Source organism: Mesorhizobium sp. M0626 (genome assembly GCF_040320665.1).
Lineage (GTDB): Bacteria > Pseudomonadota > Alphaproteobacteria > Rhizobiales > Rhizobiaceae > Mesorhizobium.
Map to the genome: position 1 here is coordinate 197,402 of NZ_JAMYQD010000009.1, position 16,083 is coordinate 213,484.

The 16,083-nt window shown below is 62.5% G+C and carries 16 protein-coding genes and 1 pseudogene; 3 read left to right on the forward strand and 14 right to left on the reverse strand.

What is annotated here, in order from left to right; translation table 11 throughout:
* Nucleotides 1–27: 27 nt before the first annotated feature.
* The 9 genes and pseudogenes from NKI37_RS13550 to NKI37_RS13590 all read right to left on the reverse strand — a co-directional run bounded on the left by NKI37_RS13550 (nt 28) and on the right by NKI37_RS13590 (nt 8,647).
* Nucleotides 28–1,119 carry a 3-deoxy-7-phosphoheptulonate synthase gene (locus NKI37_RS13550; RefSeq protein WP_023695981.1) on the reverse strand — a complete coding sequence of 364 codons (1,092 nt, stop codon included), beginning with the start codon at nt 1,117–1,119 and terminating at the stop codon, nt 28–30.
* A 472-nt stretch (nt 1,120–1,591) separates the two neighbouring features.
* Nucleotides 1,592–2,012, reverse strand: a pseudogene (locus tag NKI37_RS13555) (type II toxin-antitoxin system VapC family toxin).
* A complete protein-coding gene (locus tag NKI37_RS13560) occupies nt 2,009–2,272 on the reverse strand; it encodes a type II toxin-antitoxin system Phd/YefM family antitoxin (RefSeq protein ID WP_023702090.1) in 264 nt (87 codons plus the stop codon). Before NKI37_RS13560 ends, NKI37_RS13555 begins: the two are co-directional and overlap by 4 nt.
* A 72-nt stretch (nt 2,273–2,344) precedes the next feature.
* The gene (locus NKI37_RS13565) at nt 2,345–3,139 is read right to left on the reverse strand and encodes an SDR family oxidoreductase (RefSeq protein ID WP_023728857.1); all 795 of its coding nucleotides are present in this window, start codon (nt 3,137–3,139) and stop codon (nt 2,345–2,347) included.
* Between the two features lie 30 nt (nt 3,140–3,169).
* A complete protein-coding gene (iolG, locus tag NKI37_RS13570) occupies nt 3,170–4,165 on the reverse strand; it encodes an inositol 2-dehydrogenase (RefSeq protein ID WP_352638885.1) in 996 nt (331 codons plus the stop codon).
* A gap of 113 nt (nt 4,166–4,278) precedes the next feature.
* On the reverse strand, nt 4,279–5,061 hold the full coding sequence (locus tag NKI37_RS13575) for an ATP-binding cassette domain-containing protein (protein ID WP_027049093.1): 783 nt from the start codon (nt 5,059–5,061) through the stop codon (nt 4,279–4,281).
* A 2-nt stretch (nt 5,062–5,063) separates the two neighbouring features.
* Nucleotides 5,064–6,140: an ABC transporter permease gene (locus NKI37_RS13580; protein WP_023687413.1), complete on the reverse strand. Its 1,077-nt coding sequence runs from the start codon at nt 6,138–6,140 to the stop codon at nt 5,064–5,066.
* 161 nt (nt 6,141–6,301) lie between these two features.
* Entirely contained in the window at nt 6,302–7,243 is a 942-nt protein-coding gene (locus NKI37_RS13585; RefSeq protein ID WP_023684065.1) for a sugar ABC transporter substrate-binding protein, read from the reverse strand.
* Nucleotides 7,244–7,615: 372 nt separating this feature from the next.
* On the reverse strand, nt 7,616–8,647 hold the full coding sequence (locus tag NKI37_RS13590; RefSeq protein ID WP_023828813.1) for a LacI family DNA-binding transcriptional regulator: 1,032 nt from the start codon (nt 8,645–8,647) through the stop codon (nt 7,616–7,618).
* A gap of 174 nt (nt 8,648–8,821) precedes the next feature.
* On the opposite strand from NKI37_RS13590, the gene NKI37_RS13595 reads away from it, so the two are divergent.
* The 3 genes from NKI37_RS13595 (at nt 8,822) to NKI37_RS13605 (ending at nt 11,559) form a co-directional block, all read left to right on the forward strand.
* Complete coding sequence (locus NKI37_RS13595; protein ID WP_031209636.1) at nt 8,822–9,925, forward strand: fatty acid desaturase family protein; 1,104 nt, start codon at nt 8,822–8,824, stop codon at nt 9,923–9,925.
* A gap of 85 nt (nt 9,926–10,010) precedes the next feature.
* A complete protein-coding gene (locus NKI37_RS13600; protein ID WP_023672328.1) occupies nt 10,011–10,325 on the forward strand; it encodes a MocE family 2Fe-2S type ferredoxin in 315 nt (104 codons plus the stop codon).
* A gap of 16 nt (nt 10,326–10,341) precedes the next feature.
* Nucleotides 10,342–11,559 carry an NAD(P)/FAD-dependent oxidoreductase gene (locus NKI37_RS13605; protein ID WP_352625050.1) on the forward strand — a complete coding sequence of 406 codons (1,218 nt, stop codon included), beginning with the start codon at nt 10,342–10,344 and terminating at the stop codon, nt 11,557–11,559.
* Nucleotides 11,560–11,686: 127 nt separating this feature from the next.
* Here the strand turns inward: NKI37_RS13605 and NKI37_RS13610 are convergent, their stop codons facing one another.
* The 5 genes from NKI37_RS13610 to hslV all read right to left on the reverse strand — a co-directional run bounded on the left by NKI37_RS13610 (nt 11,687) and on the right by hslV (nt 15,910).
* Nucleotides 11,687–12,643, reverse strand: a complete 957-nt coding sequence (locus NKI37_RS13610) for a DUF1402 family protein (protein WP_352443589.1) — start codon at nt 12,641–12,643, stop codon at nt 11,687–11,689.
* 276 nt (nt 12,644–12,919) lie between these two features.
* Complete coding sequence (gene hslU / locus NKI37_RS13615) at nt 12,920–14,233, reverse strand: ATP-dependent protease ATPase subunit HslU (RefSeq protein ID WP_023672325.1); 1,314 nt, start codon at nt 14,231–14,233, stop codon at nt 12,920–12,922.
* Nucleotide 14,234: 1 nt separating this feature from the next.
* Nucleotides 14,235–14,837: a DUF2585 domain-containing protein gene (locus tag NKI37_RS13620; protein WP_023727851.1), complete on the reverse strand. Its 603-nt coding sequence runs from the start codon at nt 14,835–14,837 to the stop codon at nt 14,235–14,237.
* Nucleotides 14,838–14,841: 4 nt separating this feature from the next.
* Entirely contained in the window at nt 14,842–15,369 is a 528-nt protein-coding gene (locus NKI37_RS13625; protein WP_023727852.1) for a GNAT family N-acetyltransferase, read from the reverse strand.
* Nucleotides 15,359–15,910, reverse strand: a complete 552-nt coding sequence (gene hslV, locus NKI37_RS13630) for an ATP-dependent protease subunit HslV (protein ID WP_023672322.1) — start codon at nt 15,908–15,910, stop codon at nt 15,359–15,361. Before hslV ends, NKI37_RS13625 begins: the two co-directional genes overlap by 11 nt.
* Nucleotides 15,911–16,083: the final 173 nt, after the last annotated feature.

The window sequence follows — 16,083 nt, forward strand, 5'->3', positions numbered from 1 at the left end:
AGCGTCCTTCCCGCGCATCGCCTCGTATCAGGCGGCGCCCGGCCGGTTCTCCATCATGGCGCGGCGGGCTGAGCGGCGCCATTCTACGGCGCCGGCGAGGCCGTGCAGCACCGTCTCTGTGGTCGCCCAGTCGATGCAGCCATCCGTGATGCTCTGGCCATAGACGAGCGGCTTGCCTGATACCACGTCCTGCCGGCCGGCGACGAGATTGCTCTCGATCATGACGCCGATGATACGCTCGTCCCCTGCTGCCACCTGGCCGGCGACATCGGCCGCCACCTTCGGCTGGTTCTCCGGCTTCTTGCTCGAGTTGGCGTGGCTGACATCGATCATCAGACGGGGGGCGACGCCGATGCGGGCAAGTTCGACCGAGGCCGCCTCGACGCTCGCCGCATCGTAATTCGGCTGAACGCCGCCGCGCAGGATGACGTGGCAGTCCTCATTGCCGGTAGTAGTCGCAATGCCGCTGCGTCCGCCCTTGGTCACCGCCATGAAATGATGCGGCTGGGCGGCGGATTTCACCGCCTCGGCGGCGATCCTGAGATTGCCGTCGGTGCCGTTCTTGAAGCCGACCGGGCAGGACAGGCCGGAAGCCAGTTCGCGGTGGATCTGGCTCTCGGTGGTGCGCGCGCCGATGGCGCCCCAGGCGACGAGGTCGGCAATGTATTGCGGCGTCGTCATGTCGAGAAATTCGGTGGCCGAGGGCAGGCCGAGATTGTTGACCGCCGACAGCACGTTGCGCGCCATCCGCAGCCCCTTGTCGATGTTGAAGCTGCCGTCGAGATCGGGATCGTTGATAAGGCCCTTCCAGCCGACAGTCGTGCGCGGCTTTTCGAAATAGACCCGCATGACGATCTCCAACCGGTCGGACAGGGTCTCGCGCAGCGCCACTAGCCGGCTGGCATAGTCAACGGCCGCGACCGGGTCGTGGATCGAACACGGGCCAACGATGACAAGCAGCCGGTCGTCGGTGCCGTTCAAGATGGCATGGGTGGCGTTGCGTGATGCGCTCACGGTGCGCGTTGCCGTCAGCGTGCGCGGGATCTCCCGCATCACCTCGTCCGGCGTACTCAATTCTCGGATTTCCTTGACCCGAAGATCGTCTGTGGTGGTCAACACGGCTTTCTGCTCCTGTTTTTAGGAGACCTGCCGGCTGATACAAAAAAGCCGCCAGGTCTGGCGGCTGTTCGGACTTGTTGCTGCAATCTTCAGATCGAGCGCAATCCTCCCGCCGCCAGCGAGCTGCTAAAGTACCAATACGAGGCGGTCAGGTTGATCATGAGGCTCATATAGTCGATGCGGAGGCGCTTGTCACGTGGGGTATGCGGAGACAATTCGGGATGGGCCGAATCCTCGCGATTTCGTCATCCCTGGGCGGAGCAGGAGCGAAGCTCCGTCGCGGAGACCCTGGGATCCATTCCGTGACCTGGGCCGTGGAGTGCGGCGGAGCAGAATTCTGGACCGTAGCAGCGCTCTGAAGTCGCGGCATGGATCCTCGGGTCTGCGCTGCGTCGCCACGCTCCTTGCTCCGCCCGTGGATGACGAAGTGCCGGCGGTTCGCCAATCGCCAACACGTATAACGCGGAGCGGCTCATGCGGTCCAGGGATCGAAGAGTTCAAGCCCAAAGCCTTCGAAATGTTCGTATTGCGCGTTGCCAAGGTGAGCTCGTGCGCAATCGCAGTGGCTGCGATCAGGCCGTCCATCGACGATAGACCACGACCGCGGCGCTTGCCAAAACCCATCAGGTCGCCCCAGGCCACGGCAACCGCATCGTCCACCGGCAAAACCCGCTATTCGAAGCGCTGGGGCAGGTCCCGGGCGAGCCATTCGGCCAGCGCCTCGCGTTTGCGGCCCTCATCCATCAGAGAGACGCCGCGCCGGATCTCGGCGTCGACACTACGCTGATGAAGGAGCGGTCCTCATCAAGCTCGTCCAGCCAGCCCAGGACACGTGCGACAGGCGCTGGCCTCGTCACCTCGGACAGGACATTCGTGTCGAGCAGCAGTCTCACCGCGGCAGGTCACGCGGTTCGTCGCGCTGACGTTCAAGGTCGAGATCGGCGCCGCGCAGCGGCGAGTCCAGCAGGAACTCGGCAAGCGTACCCTTGCGTGCGATCTTGCGCTGCCATTCCTCGGCCGAGACGACAACCACGCTTGGTTTGCCGTTCTTGGTGATCGTCTGCGGCGAGGACTGCGCGCGCTCGATGACCTCGGAGAGCCGGGCTTTTGCCCCGGCAACCGTCCAGTTGGTGCCTTTGGATGACGTTAGCATCGCATCCCTCGCGACTATCATGACTATCATGACTATCTGGGAATGGCGATGTTGCTGCAACAGGGTTTGAAGCTACTCCGGCGAGGTCCCCGCGACGTTCTGGTCATAGTCGACCAGCGAGCCGGTCATGACGCCGGATTGCGGGCTGGCCATGTAGCTGATCAGCCGCGCCAGTTGGTCGGGCTTGACCAGTTGGCCCATCGGCTGGCCGGCCTCTGCCTTTGCCAGCCAGTCGTCGGAGGCGCCGTGCCATTTCTTCTGCACGATGTCCTCGCCCTCGGTGTCCATCCAGCCCGGCAGAACGGCGTTGCAGCGGATGCGGTTGGAGCGATAGGCGTTGGCGACGTTCTTGGTCAGTGTCGCCAGTGCACCCTTGCTCGATGAATAGGGCGCCAGGAACGACTGGCCGCAATGCGCCGACATAGAGAGCACGTTGACGATCGAGCCCGGCGCCTTCTTGTCCAGCAGATGCGCCACCACGCCCTGCATCAGGAAGAACGGGCCGCGCACGTTGGTCTGGAAAATCTGGTCGAACACCTCTTCCGAAGTTTCGACAAGTGAACCACGCGCGGACGTGGCGGCGGCGTTGACCAGCGCGTTGATGGTGCCGAAATGCGAGATCGCGGTTGCCACCGCACGCTTGCAGTCGGCCACTTTCGAGACGTCGGCGCTGATGAAGATCGCATCGACGCCGGCCTTCTTGAAGTGGGCGACCGCCTTGTCGCCCTTCTCCTGCGAGCGGCCGATGAGCGCCAGCGCCTTGCAGCCCTCGTCGGCCAGCGCTTCGGCGACGGCAAAGCCGATGCCTTGCGCACCGCCGGTGACGATGGCGCGCGTGTTCGAATTGCGATCGGCGGATGTGCTCATCGCTCTGCTCCTGTGCCCTGGTTCCGGTTCTTACTTGTCGAGGCGGACGGTCTTGCCCGATGTCGCCGACTTCAGCGCGGCATCGGCCAGTTTCAGCGCAACGAGGCCGTCGGCGCCGCTCGGCGATGCCTTTTTGCCCGACGTCGCGGCGGCGATGAAGGCGGCGATCTCGATGGCGTAGGCGTCGAGATAGCGGGTCATGAAGAAATCGTGCAGCGGCGGGCGGGTATAGCCCTTCTCGTTGGCGACCTCTATCGACACCGGCCGCTGGTTTTCGGCGGCGACCATGCCCTTGGAACCATGCACCTCTATGCGTTGGTCGTAGCCATAGGTGGCGCGGCGCGAATTGGAGATGACGGCCTGCTTGCCGGACGCGGTTTCGAGGATGACGCTGACAGAGTCGAAATCGCCCGCTTCGCCGATCTTCTCGTCGACCAGAACCGAGGCATGGGCGCTGACCGCGACCACCTCTTCGCCGAGCAGGAAGCGCGCCATGTCGAAATCGTGGATTGTCATGTCGCGAAAGATGCCGCCCGAGCGCTTGATGTAGTCGACGGGCGGCGCACCTGGATCGCGCGAGGTGATGGTGACCATCTCGACCTTGCCGATGGCGCCGTCGTCGATCGCCTTGCGCACGGCGGCGAAGTGCGGATCGAAGCGGCGGTTGAAACCGACCATCAGCGTCGCCTTGGCCTTGTCGACCACGGCCAGGCATTTCTCGACGCGCTTGACGTCGAGGTCGATCGGCTTCTCGCAGAAGATCGCCTTGCCGGCCTTGGCGAAACGCTCGATCAGATCGGCATGGGTGTCGGTCGGCGTGCAGATGACCACGGCGTCGACGTCCTTGGCCTTCTCGATCGCGTCGATGGTGCGCACTTCGGCGCCATAGGCGGTTGCCAACTCGGTCGCCGCCTTTTCAAAAGCGTCGGCAACGGCCACCAGTCTGGCCTGCGGGTTGGAGCCGACGGCGCGGGCATGGACCTTGCCGATGCGGCCGGCACCGAGGAGGGCGAAACGAACAGTCATGGGGTATTTCCTCTAGGGGGATGGGTTCGAGAGAGTTGTGTCTCCACCTTCCTTTTGAGAAAGGTGGCAAGATAATTTTTCGAGCACGCCAGAAAACAGGATGACCATCCTGTTCAGGCCGCGAGTTCCGCCTCCCCGGTCTTGGCGCCGGTGATGTAGGAGACGATGTCGTTGCCGTCGGTGTTTTCCTTGCGCAGGTTGGCGACGATGCGGCCGCGCCGGAAGACGACGATGCGGTCGCATAGGTCGAACACCTGGCGCATGTTGTGGCTGATCAGGATCAGCGGTTCGCCATTGTCCTTCAGCGTGCGGATGATGTTTTCGACCTGCGCGGTCTCCTGCACGCCAAGGGCTGCCGTCGGCTCGTCCATGATGATCAGCTTGGAGGCGAAGGTCGCCGTCCGGGCGATGGCAACGCACTGGCGCTGGCCGCCCGACATGTGGCGGATGGTGTTGGAGAGGTTGGGGATTTTCACTGCCGTGCGGATCAGCGCCGCCTCGGTCGCCTTGCGCATGTATTTGCGGTCGAGGATCGAGAACGGCCCGAGATTGAACAGCACCTTTTCGCGGCCGAGGAACAGGTTCGACGGCACGTCGAGATCGTCGGCCAGCGCCAGATTCTGGAACACGGTCTCGATGCCCGCCGTGCGCGCTTCGATCGGCCCGGCAAAATTCACTTCCCTGCCGTCGAACCAGATCTGGCCGCTGGTGCGCTGCTCGACGGCGGTGATCTGGCGCACGAAGGTGGATTTGCCGGCGCCATTGTCGCCCATGATGGCGACATGCTCGCCCTTGCGCAGCTCGAAATTCGCGCCTTCCAGCGCATGGACGCCGCCATAGCGTTTGGTCAGGTTTTCGGTCTTCAGGACGATGTCTGTCGTGGAGATATCTGGCATGGTCAAGCCCTCAATGCCCGCATGCGCTGGCGCCATTGGTCGAGAACGACCGCGCCGACGATGATCACGCCCTTGACCATCTCCTGATAGTAGGCGTCGAGGCGCAGGAAGGTGAAGCCGGAAATGATGACGCCGAAGATCAGCGAGCCGATCACGGTGCCGACGATCGAGCCGCGGCCGCCCGACAAAGAGACGCCGCCGATGACCGCCATGGCGATGGCGTCGAGCTCGTACATGACGCCCATGCCGGACTGTGCCGTCAGGTTCTTGGAGGATAGCACGACGGCGGCCAGCGCGGCGAGGATGCCGGCAATGACATAGACGAGGATCTTGTGGTTGGCGATCTTGATGCCCGACATGCGCGCGGCATCCTCGTTGGAGCCGATGGCGTAGCAGTGCTTGCCGTAGCGTGTGTAGGTCATGATCAGCTGGAACAACACCGCCAGCGACAGGAAGATGATGACCGGCATCAGGCCCTTGCCGATACCAGCGAAACTTTCGGTCGGAAACGAGATCGGCTGACCCTTGGACCACCATTTGGCAATGCCGCGCGCGGTCACCATCATGCCGAGCGTGGCGATGAACGGCGGAATGCGCGTGTATGCAATCAAGGAGCCGTTGACGAGACCGGCGAGCAGACCGCAGCCGATGGCGACCAGCACCGGCACGATGACCGGCAGGTCGGTCCAGCCTTGCGCCAGGAACATCGCCTTGGGGTTGGGGTTACCGTTGACCGTCGCCACCTGGGCAAAACTCATGGCGATCATGGCGGTGGCGCCGACGATCGAGCCCGAGGACAAGTCGATGCCACCGCAAATGATCACCTGCGTGACGCCGATGGCGATGATGCCGACGATCGACACCTGCAGGATGATGATCTGCAGGCGGGCCTCATTGAAGATCCCGGCGACGTTGTCGCGCGTGTTGAACAGGAAGCTGTCGCCAAGAAAGATGCGGCCGATCATTTCGAAGATGACGACCAGAATGACCAGCGCCAGGAAGACGTTGAATTCGGCCGGCCATGTCCGCCTCTTCGCGTCATAGCTGACCCCGCCGACGCCATGAGATGTCTGTGACATGCCTTGTCCTCCGTGAGGCCGCATTTGCCCTTCCGCCCCTCAGGGCGGTGGGGGAAGCGGGAGCGGCGCGGTTGCGCCGCTCTCTTGTTTGTTTGTCGCAATTCCGGACGGAAAACCGCTTCACACTTTTTCCTGGAATTGCTTACGCGTGGGTTGCCGGCTCAGTTCTTCTTCAGGAACTTGTCGATGTTGGCCGGCGTAACCAGCTGGAAGGGCACGTAGACCTTGTGCTCGACCTTCTCGCCCTTGGCGAGCTTCAGTGCCGCGTCGAGCGCGCCGGCGCCCTGGCCGGCCGCATCCTGGAACACGGTGGCATCGAGGTCGCCGGCCTGCATGGCGGCAAGCGCGTCCTGCGTGGCGTCGACACCGCCGACGACGACCGTCTTCATGTCGATGTTGGCGGCCTTCATCGCCTGGATGGCGCCGATGGCGCTTTCGTCATTGTTGGCGATGACGCCGTCGAACGGCTTGCCGGTTGACAGCCAGTTGGTCATCAGGTTCTGCGCTTCGTCGCGGTTCCAGTTCGAAGTCTGCTTATCGATGATCTTGATGAAGCTGCACTCCGGCGTGGCGATCACCTCTTCGATGTCCTTGGTGCGCTGCACGGCGGCCTGGTTGGAAAGCTCGCCCATGATGACATAGACATTGGCTTCCTTCTTGCCGGCCTCGGTGAACAGGCGGCAGACTTCCTTGGTCTCGAGCGTGCCGGAATCGGCCTCGTTCGACGCGACGAAGGCCTGGTTGTCCGGCAGCGTGTCGACATTGACCGGCTGGCGGTTGACATAGACCAACGGGATCTTGGCGGCTGCGGCGGCGTCCGACATCGCCTGCGTGGCCGAGGTGTCGACCGGGTTGACGATAATGGCGTCGACGCCCGAGGCGGCGAAGTTCTTGATCTGGTCGAGCTGCTTGGCGACGTCGTTCTGCGCGTCCTCGACCTGCAGTTCCACGCCGCTCATGCCCTTGGCCTGCTCGATCATGCCGTTGCGCAGCACGGTGAGGAAGTTGTCGTCGAACTTGGCCATCGACACGCCGACCTTGGCGGCAAAAGCGGACGAACTCATCAGCGCCGCAAAGGCGACGCCCAAAATCAGTTTCTTCATTGTGTTTCTCCTCCACATTGGTGTCCGGCTGCACCGATCTACCCGGAATCCCCGATAGCCCGAGGAATCTCTCCCTGATGCCTTCCTGTTCCGTATGGCGTTTTGTCCAAGGGATGGAACGCCAGGCTCCCAGTTTGAAACAGATGTTCCGGAACGAAAGAACCAAAATACCAATCTGATGAAATATTTATTCCATTTTTTCGCGAGACGTCAAGAGCGATTCCTAAGTCGGAAAGCGGATTTTCGGTCGCCGCGCCGCAATTTCACGTCGAATCAAGGCCGACAGCGGCCCAGGCCGAGTCTGAAGGCAGAATCTGATAGATTCTATCATCGCCGGAGAGCCCGCGCCGAATGGGTCGGCGCGGCAACGCGTTAGATATTTTCCGGCAGATAGATGTCGAAGGGCAGGAAGGTCTGGCCCGGCGCGTTGGCGGCGCCGGCCTCGATGGAATGCGCCATCAGGTCGACAAGCTCGCGGCACAAGGCGGCGAGCGGCGTCGAGATCACCATGGTCAGGATGTTGTCGGCGAGTGCCGCGCGCGATTCGGCGTTGATCTCGTTGCAGACGACCACCGGCATGTTTGCGGGCTTCGCTGCGCGGAGCGCCGAGACCGCGCCTTCCATGCCGCCGCCGGCGACATAGCAGCCGGCAAGATCCGGATACCGCACCAGGAGATCGATCATCGCATCGTGGGTGACCTGGTTGGCTTCCAGATTGACCAGCGTTTCCATCACCGTGAAGTCCGGCGCATGTTCGCGGAAGAAGGAGCGAAATCCGATCTCGCGCAGTTCATGACCGTGGAAGCGATGACTGCCGACGAAAAGGGCGACCTTGCCGGGGTTCTTTGCCGCCCTGGCGATCATCCAGGCCGCGGTGCGACCGACCTTGCGATTGTCGAGGCCGACATATCCCTCACGGATGCCAGCGGCAAAGTCGGACAGCAGCGAGAAGACAGGTTGCCCCCTCGCTTTCAGCGACTCCACGACCGCCGTCAGCGTCGGATGGTCCGGACCGACAACGGCGATTGCTCTGGATTTCGCTGCCAGCTTGCGCATCTGGGCGGCGATCTCGTCGGCGGCTAGCGAGTTGGCGAAATCGATGGTGGCGACGCCGCGGAAGCGCTGCGATTGCGAGACCGCCATTTCTAGCTCCCTCGCGAAATCGCCGTAAAAAACATCATTGCCCCGCAGCAGCAGAAAGCCGAGGCGGTATTCCGGCAATTCCTGGCGCATGCGCCGCTTGATCAGCCCGGCGGCGTGGTAGCCGATGCCGGTCGCCGCCTCATAGACGCGGCGCGCGGTTTCCTCGCGCACCGGCAGCCGGTTGTTCAGCACCCTGTCGACAGTGGCGACGCTAACGCCGGAGATGCGCGCCAGATCGGTGATGGTTGGCCGTTTTGCCATGACTGTCCCGCATGAGTGCCTGCAACTGCTTACATCGTTCTGATGGAAAATGATAGAAACTATCTTTGTGATATTGAGACTATCACCGCATGGCGCTATTTTGCGCTCGGACACAAGCGCCTGTAATGGACATATCCGTCCTGACGGATGCTGTGGCCGACGGAGGCAGCCCCTATGGAAGCGACACTATCCACACTACCGTTTCGGCGCGACTACAGCCTGATGGGCCGCGATTCCAAGCTCGCCGTCGAGACCGGGCTGGCGGCGGCCGAGTGGTATCACACCGATATTCCGCGCAAGCAGATGAAGGAGCTGATGCAGCGCTCCGACGGGCCGGCGATCCGCGACACCGCGATCTGGCTGGCCGCGCTGATCCTGAGTGCCGCCGGCGGCGCCTGGTTCTGGGGCAGCTGGTGGTGCGTGCCGTTCTTCTTCGTCTATGGCGTGCTCTACGGCTCCTCCACCGACTCACGCTGGCACGAATGCGGCCACGGCACCGCCTTCCGCACCCAGTGGATGAACGATGCGGTTTACCAGATCGCCTGCTTCATGATCATGCGCAATCCGGTGACCTGGCGCTGGAGCCACACCCGCCACCACACCGACACCATCATCGTCGGCCGCGACCCGGAAATCTCCGTCATGCGGCCGCCGGATCTGTTCCGGGTCGCGCTTGGCTTTATCGGCGTGCTGGATGCCTGGCATGCGATGTCGGACATGCTGCGCAATGCCGCCGGCAATATCAGCGCGGCGGAAAAGACTTTTATCCCCGAACAGGAGCAGCCTAAGGCCATTCGCATCGCCCGCATCTGGACGGCGATCTATGCCGTGACGATCGCGCTGGCGCTTTATTTCGGTTCATGGCTGCCGCTGATGCTGGTCGGGCTGCCCCGGCTCTACGGCGCCTGGCATCATGTCATGGTTGGCCTGCTGCAGCATGGCGGGCTGGCGGAAAATGTCATCGACCACCGGCTGAACAGCCGCACCGTCTACATGAACCCGGTCAGCCGCTTCATCTACTGGAACATGAACTATCACGTCGAACACCACATGTTCCCGATGGTGCCCTATCATGCACTGCCTAAACTGCATGCGCTGATCAAGCACGATCTGCCGGCGCCGACGCCGTCGATCCTGGCCGGCTACCGCGAGATGATCCCGGCCTTTTTGCGCCAGCTGCGCAACGAGGACTATTTCCTCAAGCGCGAACTGCCGCCGACGGCGCGGCCCTATCGCGAGGAACTCCACAACGACGCCGTCGCCGCCGCGGCGGAATGATCGCGCGATTAAGCTTTTGTTTTGTCGCAACTCCGAACGGAAAACCGCAACGCACTTTTCCTGGAATTGCTTTTGGGAGGAACATATGAGCGACTGGATCGAGGCCTGCGCCGCCGGCGACATCGACGAAGAAGATGTGATGCGCTTCGACCATGGCGGCCGCACCTTCGCCATCTATCGCAGCCCTGACGACGATTATTTCGCCACCGATGGCCTGTGCACGCACGAAAAGGTGCATCTGGCCGACGGGCTGGTGATGGATGACATCATCGAGTGCCCCAAGCACAATGGCCGCTTCAATTACAAGACGGGGGCGGCACGCGGCGCGCCGGTTTGCGTCAATCTCGCCACCTATCCGGTAAAGGTCGAGGCCGGCAAAGTGCTGATCCAGATCGGGTAGGACCATGCAGGCGGGAATGGTCATCATTGGCGCCGGCGAGTGCGGCGGGCGGGCAGCCCTTGCTCTGCGCGAACTGGGCTATGACGGGCCGGTGACGCTGGTGGGTGACGAACCCCATCTGCCCTATGAGCGGCCGCCCCTGTCCAAGGACGCAATGACGAGCGACGCGGCCGAGATCAAGACGATCGCCAGCGACGAAATTCTGGCCGAGAAATCGATCCGGCATATCCATTCCGTTCAAGCGGTGGCGATCGACCGCCCGGCGCATATGGTGCGGCTGTCGGACGGTTCGGCCCTGCCCTACGACAAGCTGCTGCTGGCGACCGGCTCGACACCGCGCAAGCTGCCGATGCCGGGATTGGGGTCTCGCTGCGTCTACCTCCGCACCTTTGCCGACGCGCTGGCCATTCGCGCCCACCTCAGCCCGGCAAACCGCATCGCCATCATTGGTGGTGGCTTTATCGGCCTGGAGCTCGCCGCTTCGGCGCGCAAGCTCGGGGCCAGCGTCACGGTCATTGAGGCGCAGCCGCGCATCCTCATGCGTGGCGTGCCGGCGGAGATCGCTGAAATCATCCATCAGGCGCATGAGGCCGAAGGCGTCACCGTGCTCACCGGTCAGGGCATCGCTGATATCGCCGACGACGGCGCTGAGGTGCACATCATGCTCGCCGATGGGCAGGACATCGTCGCCGATCTCACCGTCATCGGCATCGGCGCCGTGCCGGTGACCGGGCTTGCCGCGGAAGCGGGCCTGACCGTCGATAACGGCATCGCCGTCAATGGCGAACTCCAAACAATCGATCCCGACATCTTCGCCGCCGGCGATTGCTGCTCGTTTCCGCTCGCTGTCTATGCTGGCCGGCGGGTGCGGCTGGAAGCCTGGCGCAATGCGCAGGAACAGGGTGCGCTGGCCGCGAAGAACATGTTGGGCGCCCGCGAAGCGCATGCCGCGGTGCCATGGTTCTGGTCGGATCAGTATGGTTTGTCGCTGCAGATCGCCGGCCTTTCGGACGAGGGCAAAAGCACGGTCCGCCGCGATCTCGGCGACGGTGCTTTTATTCTGTTTCATCTGGCCGAGGATGGCAGGCTGGTGGCGGCGAGCGGCCTCGGTACGGGCAATGCCGTGGCGCGCGACATCAGGCTGGCCGAGATGCTGATCGCCAAGCGGGCTAGGCCGGCGCCGGAGGCGTTGGGGTCGCCGGATGTGAAGCTGAAGTCGTTGCTGGCAGCGTAAGTTTTACCCTTCCCCTTGTGGGAGGGTCGCTGCGAAGCAGCGGGGCGGGGGTGCGGCACCGGCCCCCACCCGGACCTGCGGTCCGACCTCCCCACCAAGGGGGAGGTAGACGGCTGAGCTAAGCCCGCTAAAACAGCGCCTTCAGCTCGTCCAGCTTGTCGTTGACCAGCCAGCCGTAATAATTCTCCTCGGGCAGTTTGACCGCCTCACCCGCTGCGCGACGTCTGTCGTTTTCAACCTTCAGCGCATAGGCGCGCTGCTCGGGATTGCCGACATTGTAGAGCGTGGCGGTCAGCCCCGGATTGCCTGAGATGTCAAAGCCGGCAATGTTTTTGTAGGCGTCGATCGATTTCCTGATCGTCGCCGCCACATAGGGCAATGTCAGATCCGGATCCATGATGGTCTTGTAGACCCCATTGGGATCGCCGACATCGAGTTCGGGCAGCCCCGACACCTTGTGCACGAGATCGCTCATCTGCAGCGCGGTCAGCGGGTTGAGCTGGCCGAGGCCAAAGGTCTGGCCGGCATAATAGGGCTGGAAGAAGGTGGCGCCGAAGCGGTCGTTGGGAAAGCTGGTGCCGCCGACGGTCTTGCCGCGGAAGGAGCGGTTCCACACCTGCTCGCGGCATTCCCACAGGTCGTAGCTGTCCGACATTGTGCACTTCTTGAATTCCGGCCGCTGCACGAAATCGGTGATGTCCTCGCCGTCATAGGCGAAGGACAGCTTGCTGGAGAGGTAGGAGATCGCCTTGACGTAGTAGGTCTGCAGCCGGTCGTAGGCATCGACATTGTAGGTGTGCTCGCCGACGATGGCGCCGACGATGTGCAAGGGGTTGATGCCGTAAGCGGCAGCCGCCTTCCTGATCTTGGCGCGCAATTCGGCGTCGTTCTGCAACAGAGCGTAGACCTTGCGGTATTTGGCCTGGAAGGTGGTGTTGGTGGCCTGGGTGCGGCGGCTGGAGGCGCCCGGTATGTCAGGCTGCACGACATTGCGGTTGCCCGCCGGCACCAATGTCGCCGCGTCAGCCGCGAACAGCGTCGCCGCCAGCGTCAAGCCGAGAATGACAAGGATCAGTTTTTTCATGCGCCGCCGCCTAGAGAATTGCCGCGCAAACTAGGTAAAGCTCCCGGTCGAGTCGAGAGCGCCCTTGCAGCCGGCAAGACGAAAGGTGGCCGCATGATACCATCCGGCCACACACGATGATGTTTGCCGGAAACTGTTGCCTAAGCATCGGCCCAAAAATCGAAACCGATTTTTGGAAAGTCCGATGCGTCGATTCAATACTGTTAGAGCGACCTTTGCGCGTCCAAAGGACGCGCGGCGCTCTAATGCCGGCGCCGGATGAACCGGCGCCCTCGTTTAAAGGATGAATCGCGACAAATCTGTGTTTCGCGAGAGGTCGCCGACATGCTTTTCCACATAGGCGGCATCGATGGCGACGCTGGTGCCGTTGCGGTCGGGCGCGTCGTAGGAGATCTCGTCTAGCACGCGCTCCATCACCGTCTGCAGGCGTCTCGCTCCGATGTTTTCGACGCTGGCGTTGAGGTCGACAGCGATGCCGGCCAGCGAATCGATGGCATCGTCGGTGAAGGTGAGGTCGACGCCTTCGGTCTTCATCAGCGCGATATACTGCTTGATGAGGCTGGCCTCGGTCTCGGTTAGGATGCGAATGAAATCGTCCTTCTCCAGCGCCCGCAACTCGACACGGATCGGCAGGCGGCCCTGCAATTCCGGCAACAGGTCGGAGGGCTTCGAGACATGGAAGGCGCCCGAGGCGATGAACAGTATGTGGTCGGTCTTCAACGGTCCGTATTTGGTCGCCACCGTCGTGCCTTCGATCAGCGGCAGCAGGTCGCGCTGCACGCCTTCGCGCGAGACGCCGGCGCCCATGCCGCCTTCGCGCGAGGCGATCTTGTCGATCTCGTCGAGGAAGACGATGCCGTCATTTTCGGTCGCGTCGAGCGCCCGGCGCACCACCTCGTCCTGGTCGAGCAGCTTGTCGGACTCGTCGTTGACCAACAGCGCGTAGGACTCCTTGACCGTCGTCTTGCGCGCCTTGGTCTTCTTGCCACCCATCGCCTTCGACAGCATGTCGTTGATGTTGAGCACGCCGATATTAGCGCCCGGCATGCCGGGGATCTCGAAGCCGGGCATGCCGCCGGTGCCGGTGTCGGCAACCTCGATCTCGATCTCCTTGTCATCGAGCTCGCCGTCGCGCAGCTTCTTGCGGAAGGAATCGCGGGTCGCCGGGCTCGCCGTCTTGCCGACCAGGGCTTCCAGCACGCGCTCCTCGGCATTGAGGTGCGCGCGCGCCTTCACGTCCTCGCGCATCTTCTCGCGCACCAGGCCGATGGCGATCTCGACCAGGTCGCGGATGATCTGCTCGACATCGCGGCCGACATAGCCGACTTCGGTGAACTTGGTGGCCTCGACCTTGACGAAAGGCGCACCGGCGAGCCGCGCCAGGCGGCGCGAGATCTCGGTCTTGCCGACGCCGGTCGGGCCGATCATCAGGATGTTCTTCGGCATCACCTCTTCGCGCATCTGGCCTTCCAGCTGCTGGCGGCGCCAGCGGTTGCGCAAGGCAATGGCCACGGCGCGCTTGGCGTCCTTCTGGCCGATGATGAAGCGGTCGAGTTCCGAAACGATTTCACGGGGAGAGAAGGTGGTCATATCACTGAATTCCACTTTGCCACTGCTTGATGGACTCGAACGGATGCAGCAGCATGATCACGTTGAGCGTCAGATTGTCCCGGATGAGGTAGCCGACACCCAGTTCGAAGATGAGGGCGAGGCCGACGACCACCCATATAGGTAGCTTTCTGGCCATCACAAACCCCAGCACCATGGCCAGCGTGTCGGACACCGAATTGATGATGCTATCGCCATAGTAATCCAGCGAAATGGTGCCGGCGCGGTAGCGCTCGATGATGAACGGGCTGTTTTCCAGGAGTTCCCAGCCGCTCTCGATGACGACGGCGAAAGCCAGGCGCAGACCGATTGGCGAGCGCGGGAACAGGAACCAGGCCAAGGCGTAGAACAGGAAGCCGTGGATGATGTGCGAGAAGGTGTACCAGTCGGAAATATGCTGGGAATTCTCCGAACTGTTCACCACACCGTGCCAGAGTTTGACGTAACCGCAGGTGCAGATCGGCGTGCGGCCCATGCCGTAAAGCGCACCGGCCTGGAAGATGAGCAGAGCGAGCACGAGCAGAAGCCCCATGCGCCAGCTGTCTTCGTAGGCCGAGTAATTTTTGGCAGTGCCCGGTGTCGCCATCAACTCATTCCCCTTCTTCCACGTCGCTCTCTTTGCCATCGACAGCCATCAGCACGGCGTCGCCATATCTAGAGTGCCTGCGATCAATGACGCGGAATCCGGCCTTTTCATAGGCGCGGATGGCACGGCCATTGCCGGGATGCGGATCGATTATGACGCGCGGCGCGCCTTCCTCGAACAGTTGCTCGACGAATTGCCTGACGATCGCCGAGCCATGACCTTTGCCAACCAGGTCAGGCACGCCGATCGACAGGTCGATGCCGAGCGTGCCGAACGGCTGGTCGGCATAGGGATGGTCCTCTTCCAGATGCGGATCGTAGCTCTGCAGATAGGCGATCGGCCTGCCGTCGAGCTCGACGATCAGCGGCTCTACAGAAATAGAGTCAATGTGCTCCCGGATTTCGGCGATTTCCGTCTCCGGATCGTCCCACCATTCGGCGACATGCGGCTCGGCCAGCCAGCCGGCGATCATCGGCAGGTCTTTTTCGGTAACCGGTCGAAAATCATAGAGCACCGGCGGGTTAGCCGGCATCGAGCGTTTCGACAACGAAGTTGTTGTTGGTGTAGACGCAAATGTCGGAGGCGATCTGCATCGCCTTGCGGGCGATCTCCTCGGCATCCTTGTCGCTGTCCATCAGCGCGCGGGCAGCGGCCAGCGCATAGTTGCCGCCGGAACCGATGGCCATGACGCCGAATTCGGGCTCCAGCACGTCGCCGGTGCCGGTGAGCGCCAGCGAAACCGACTTGTCGGCCACCAGCATCATTGCTTCCAGCCGGCGCAGATAACGGTCGGTGCGCCAGTCCTTGGCGAGCTCGACGCAGGCGCGCGTCAACTGGTCGGGATATTGTTCGAGCTTGGCTTCCAGCCGCTCCAGAAGGGTGAAAGCATCCGCCGTGGCGCCGGCGAAACCCGCAATGACATTGCCGCCTTTGCCGATGCGGCGCACCTTTTTGGCGTTGCCTTTCATGATGGTCTGGCCAAGGCTGACCTGGCCGTCGCCGGCGATCACCACCTTGTTGCCCTTGCGCACCGTCACGATGGTCGTGGCGTGCATGCTCAGTTCATTCGACATTTTTAGCTCCGATTCGCGCGATCCCGATAAGGCGATTGGCGCGCGGTACGAGTGATTTCGATCGGCCATATGTATGCATGGGGCGGGTGATTGCAAACGGCGTCCGCCATGGCCGGTGGCTGTCCGCATCGCAACTGGCAATCGCCGGATCATGCTGCTAGAAGGCTTTCGTT

Bases quoted from the DNA above. Each gene is read 5' to 3' on its own strand.
- NKI37_RS13595 (WP_031209636.1), top strand. From the start codon at position 8,822: ATGGAAGCGACACTATCCACACTACCGTTTCGGCGCGACTACAGCCTG.
- NKI37_RS13610 (WP_352443589.1), bottom strand. From the start codon at position 12,643: ATGAAAAAACTGATCCTTGTCATTCTCGGCTTGACGCTGGCGGCGACG.
- iolG (WP_352638885.1), bottom strand. From the start codon at position 4,165: ATGACTGTTCGTTTCGCCCTCCTCGGTGCCGGCCGCATCGGCAAGGTC.
- NKI37_RS13580 (WP_023687413.1), bottom strand. From the start codon at position 6,140: ATGTCACAGACATCTCATGGCGTCGGCGGGGTCAGCTATGACGCGAAG.
- NKI37_RS13625 (WP_023727852.1), bottom strand. From the start codon at position 15,369: ATGCCGGCTAACCCGCCGGTGCTCTATGATTTTCGACCGGTTACCGAA.
- NKI37_RS13585 (WP_023684065.1), bottom strand. From the start codon at position 7,243: ATGAAGAAACTGATTTTGGGCGTCGCCTTTGCGGCGCTGATGAGTTCG.
- NKI37_RS13560 (WP_023702090.1), bottom strand. From the start codon at position 2,272: ATGCTAACGTCATCCAAAGGCACCAACTGGACGGTTGCCGGGGCAAAA.
- NKI37_RS13565 (WP_023728857.1), bottom strand. From the start codon at position 3,139: ATGAGCACATCCGCCGATCGCAATTCGAACACGCGCGCCATCGTCACC.
- NKI37_RS13575 (WP_027049093.1), bottom strand. From the start codon at position 5,061: ATGCCAGATATCTCCACGACAGACATCGTCCTGAAGACCGAAAACCTG.
- NKI37_RS13605 (WP_352625050.1), top strand. From the start codon at position 10,342: ATGGTCATCATTGGCGCCGGCGAGTGCGGCGGGCGGGCAGCCCTTGCT.
- NKI37_RS13600 (WP_023672328.1), top strand. From the start codon at position 10,011: ATGAGCGACTGGATCGAGGCCTGCGCCGCCGGCGACATCGACGAAGAA.
- NKI37_RS13590 (WP_023828813.1), bottom strand. From the start codon at position 8,647: ATGGCAAAACGGCCAACCATCACCGATCTGGCGCGCATCTCCGGCGTT.
- NKI37_RS13620 (WP_023727851.1), bottom strand. From the start codon at position 14,837: ATGGCGACACCGGGCACTGCCAAAAATTACTCGGCCTACGAAGACAGC.
- hslV (WP_023672322.1), bottom strand. From the start codon at position 15,910: ATGTCGAATGAACTGAGCATGCACGCCACGACCATCGTGACGGTGCGC.
- hslU (WP_023672325.1), bottom strand. From the start codon at position 14,233: ATGACCACCTTCTCTCCCCGTGAAATCGTTTCGGAACTCGACCGCTTC.